A 4181-nucleotide genomic window follows, 5' to 3' on the forward strand; every position below is an offset into this window, starting at 1 on the left:
CAAGGATAAACAGGATAATCGAACTGTCAGCATGAGGATTGATAAATGGATTTGCCCATATATCAATCGTCAGACCAAGCAAAGCAACAATTCCTGCCGTTACGCCGATGTGCAGTAGGCTGCCAGCGAAAATGCCTATGAACATTCCCCCAAGGCAAATGAAAATATTTTCTATGGTCAACAGGCAAAGCATATCCACTTTGCGGTATCCAAGCAGGGCATAAATCCCCAATTCTTTCATTCGGCGGCGCATGAAAAAGTTGTTCGAGTAGAACATATAAAACACAACAAACGCCATGATGAATACTGCGACTACACTGCACATCATTTCTACGCGGCCATCCGACGAGATTTTTGCCATGATAATCTCATTCATAGAAAAAGAAGTAAAGCAAAAGTAAACCATCAAAACGAAAGAAACGGACACAAGATACAGTGAATAAAAGGAAAAGTTCCGTTTCAGATTTTTTAACGCTATCGTCGTTAAGTTCATATACTCACCCCCCAGTTACCGTTTCTCGTCCTGCCGAGCAGATTCCTGCATGATAGCCTCATAGAAACACCGGCGTTCAGAATTATGGCGCTGCAACTCGGAGATGATATGTCCATCTTTGAAGTAAAGGATACGGTCTGTATAGCTGGCAGCATAGGGATCGTGCGTTACCATGAGGATTGTGGTTCCCAAAGTATGATTGACCTCTTTCAATGCAGTAAGCAGTTCTGTTGCGGAACTGGAGTCTAGTGCACCGGTAGGTTCGTCTGCAAAAATCAGAGGAGGGCGTTTTACCATTGCGCGCGCTGCCGCCACACGCTGCCGTTGACCGCCGGACAATTCGCTGGGATATTTTTTTAGCTGAGAGTCAATCCCAAATAGTTCGGCCAGTTCCTTAACTTTCCTGTCAATCTCCTGCGCCGGTTTGTGAAGCAGAGTCAATGGGACTGCAATATTTTCGCGTACAGTAAGACTATCCAGAAGGAAATATTCCTGAAAGATAAAGCCGAGATTGTTTTTACGGAAATCAGCGGCCTGTCTTTGGCCAAGCTTTTCAATATGGGTTTTTCCCATGACAATATGACCGTTAGTCGGAACATCGATTGTAGATAAAACATTTAGGAGAGTTGTTTTGCCGGAGCCAGACGCGCCCATGATGCCTAAAAACTCCCCCTGTGCAACCTCAAAGGAAATATTGTCAAGACCGGGTTTGGGCTGGTTCGGATAGATTTTTGTAATGTTTTTTACTTGTAATAGTATACTCATAATGATTCGCTCCTTTCGTGGTACACGGACAGTATAGCGTACATAGAAAAAAAGAACATGAGTAAATCGCGCAGAAAAGGTGCGTGATTTACTCATGCTGAATCTGTACAGTTTTGATACAATATTTTCAAAATAGTGAATATGTATATCTGCCGCACGAGGGCAAAAGAAAAAAAGCCGTCGTACAGCAGACACATTTCCACGCGCCTATGAAGCGGCGGCTTTGAGAAGATCAGAGCCGCCGTTTCTTTTCGTCTACGCTAAACCAACGACGACCTAACACCGTGTAAATCCACGGCGGCACATAGGAGGATTGCCGCCGTGTCTATTTTTGCCTTTTTTCACAGTCCCCATGACCTGCACCAGCTAAAAAAAGCCTGTTCCCAGCAGCGGAGCAATGCGGTCAGAAGTATGCACTATACCATGTAACTAAACAGCAAAATATACTCTATTACGCTCGTATGGCTTTATGCCGTCCGGGCGCTTTTTTGTCTCTATGGAGCCGGAACATCGGGTCAGCATGGCCCGAACTTTATCCCCGGTGCCGTTCTCCGCCGCCCCATTCAGATTTTCCCGAAAAAATCTGAATGGAGGAAAGGCAGATGGAAGTTACCATCAATTATAACGGACAAGCTGTGGCCGTGGAGGTTACGCTGGAAGTCTATGAATTTCTTGACCGGGCCGATCATAAAACGGAGAACCTGTTCCATGAACAGCGGCGGCATTGGGATGGCCGGGAGTTTGACGAGTACATCATTACCACCGAGGGTGTAGGGGTCTACGGCGAAACGCCGGAGGAATACCTTTGCCGCATGGAAACGCTGCATGAGCTGATGGCTGTTCTGGACACCTGTACCGAGGCCCAGCGCCGCCGGTTCCTGCTCTATGCGCTTGACGGGCTGAGCCTTGCAGAGATCGGTGTGCTGTGCGGCTGCTCCAAAGTGGCTGTGTATCAAAGTGTGGAGGCGGTCAGAAAAAAATTTATAAATTTCTTTGAGAACAGGCTTAACGAATGACCTGTTTTCTGGCTACCAAGTGAAAGGGATCATTTCCCTTATCTCAGCGAGGGGCGGACAGCGGACGAGCTGTCCGCCTCTCCGATTTTCAGGAGGTAAGCCTATGAAAACAATCAATCTGCGGTGGATGTATCCCCACTACCGGCATGACGAGTTTGTGGATGTTACGGACGAGGTATGGGCAGCGATGTATCAGGCCAAGCGGGAGATGGAGAACTATGAGCGTCGGAAAGTCTACCACCGCGCCTACTACTCTCTGGACGCATACAGCTGGCTGGAAAATTACGCACTGGAACACAGCAGATCGCCGGAAGATATTTTGCTGGAACGAGAAGAAATGACCACCCGCCTATACCTGATTGCAGCTCTGTCGGTGGCTCTGGCTCATGCCACTCCGACACAGGCCCGCCGTGTTTACGCCTACTACATTGCCGGTATCAAGCAGCCGGAAATCTCCCGGAGAGAGGGCGTCCACAGCAGCAAGGTCAGCGTTTCCATCCGCCGGGGTCTGCGGAATATGCGCCGCTGCTATGATGGTCTTTTCCAAACAGAGTGAGGGCATGCCTATGCAGACCATCAATCTCAAACAATATTATCCATTTTGCAAAGAGGACATTTTTGTGGAGGTGTCCGATGAGATCGTCGAAGCGTTTCTTCTGGACAAGAGAGCCGAGGCCGCCAGAGATCGCAAGATGTTCCGGTATAAGGCGTTTTATTCCCTTGATTGTAACGATGGAATCGAAAATGCCGCCATCGGCTGGGCGCAGCCATCACCGGAGGACTACCTGATAGAAAAAGAAGAATTAGCCGAATACGAAGAACTGATACGGCGATTGTATGAAGCCATTTCTTCCCTGCCGCCTATGCAGGCTCGCCGTGTCCACGCCCGCTATATGCTGGGTATGAAAGTGAAAGATATTGCCGTAATGGAGGGTATCACGCCATCACAGGCGGGAAAATCCATCCATGCCGCACTGCGGAGGCTGCGCCGGTACTTTGCGCGTCAGAAATGGACGGTCAATCTATGAGTATTTCCAAAGAAAAGAGGTGCCTGACATGAACGAAAAAAATACAGCCCACCCCCAAAAAGAAGAACGGGAGAAAGTCCTGAAGGAGATCCGGCAGCTTGAAAACCGAAAGAAGATTTTGGAGAACAAGCAGCGGAACGAAGAACGCAGGGTTCGCACCCGCCGCCTGATTGAGCGTGGAGCCGTTTTGGAGGGGATTTTCCCGTTGGCTCCCGACCTTTCCGGCGCGGAGGTCAAAACATTTCTGATTGCCCTGTCCCATCTTCCGGGGGCTGCGGAATTGACTGCAAACCTGCCAAAATCCGGGGACACGCCATAAGTCCCTTGTTTACAAGGGCGCACTTATACACCGTTGCCGGTGCTGTGCGCCCTGCCGGGGGCATTGCGTACTTCGTCCGCGATGGGAAGCTACGCTCCCCAAACCCCTTGTGCGCTCTGCACAGCCAAACACCCGCTTTGCGTTTGTCCGGCTCCACAGAGCCTGTTATCCCCTCACTGAAAGGAGGTGTTCCCCATAGATTTCTGTCATATCCCCGTCAGTATCATCAAGCGTAGCGCAGGCCGTTCTGCTGTTGCCGCAGCTGCTTACCGCAGCGGAACCAAGCTGACAAATGAATGGGATGGAATGACCCACGACTACACCCGGAAAGGCGGCATTGTCCATGCGGAGATCATGCTGCCTGCCCACGCCCCGCCAGAGTTTGCAGACCGCTCCACCCTCTGGAACAGCGTGGAGCAAATCGAGAAAGCAAGGGACAGCCAGCTTGCCCGCGAGATCGAAGCAGCTCTGCCCCGCGAACTGTCCAGAGAACAGCAGCTTGCCCTTGTCCGGGCCTATGTGAAGGACAACTTTGTGGACAAGGGGATGTGCGCCGACTT

The 4181-nt window shown here is 50.2% G+C and carries 7 protein-coding genes; 5 read left to right on the top strand and 2 right to left on the bottom strand.

Translation table 11 applies throughout. From position 1 onward, the window contains the following. The coding region (locus ACT8X9_RS12885) for an FtsX-like permease family protein (protein ID WP_444269258.1) at positions 1–361 on the bottom strand (361 nt) is incomplete at its 3' end. A gap of 147 nt (positions 362–508) precedes the next feature. After that, the gene (locus ACT8X9_RS12890; protein WP_330032717.1) at positions 509–1258 is read right to left on the bottom strand and encodes an ABC transporter ATP-binding protein; all 750 of its coding nucleotides are present in this window, start codon (positions 1256–1258) and stop codon (positions 509–511) included. Between the two features lie 602 nt (positions 1259–1860). On the opposite strand from ACT8X9_RS12890, the gene ACT8X9_RS12895 reads away from it, so the two are divergent. The 5 genes from ACT8X9_RS12895 to ACT8X9_RS12915 form a co-directional block, all read left to right on the top strand. Further along, complete coding sequence (locus tag ACT8X9_RS12895; RefSeq protein WP_007860240.1) at positions 1861–2274, top strand: RNA polymerase sigma factor; 414 nt, start codon at positions 1861–1863, stop codon at positions 2272–2274. 103 nt (positions 2275–2377) lie between these two features. After that, on the top strand, positions 2378–2830 hold the full coding sequence (locus tag ACT8X9_RS12900) for an RNA polymerase subunit sigma-24 (RefSeq protein WP_444269259.1): 453 nt from the start codon (positions 2378–2380) through the stop codon (positions 2828–2830). Positions 2831–2840: 10 nt separating this feature from the next. Continuing rightward, positions 2841–3302 carry an RNA polymerase sigma factor gene (locus tag ACT8X9_RS12905; protein WP_444269260.1) on the top strand — a complete coding sequence of 154 codons (462 nt, stop codon included), beginning with the start codon at positions 2841–2843 and terminating at the stop codon, positions 3300–3302. A 28-nt stretch (positions 3303–3330) separates the two neighbouring features. Further along, complete coding sequence (locus ACT8X9_RS12910) at positions 3331–3621, top strand: DUF3847 domain-containing protein (RefSeq protein WP_003509359.1); 291 nt, start codon at positions 3331–3333, stop codon at positions 3619–3621. Between the two features lie 186 nt (positions 3622–3807). After that, positions 3808–4181 (top strand): MobA/MobL family protein (locus ACT8X9_RS12915; protein ID WP_444269261.1); only part of this gene is annotated, 374 nt, incomplete at its 3' end.

It is taken from the genome of Faecalibacterium sp. (assembly GCF_052358865.1).
Taxonomy (GTDB): domain Bacteria; phylum Bacillota; class Clostridia; order Oscillospirales; family Ruminococcaceae; genus Faecalibacterium; species Faecalibacterium butyricigenerans.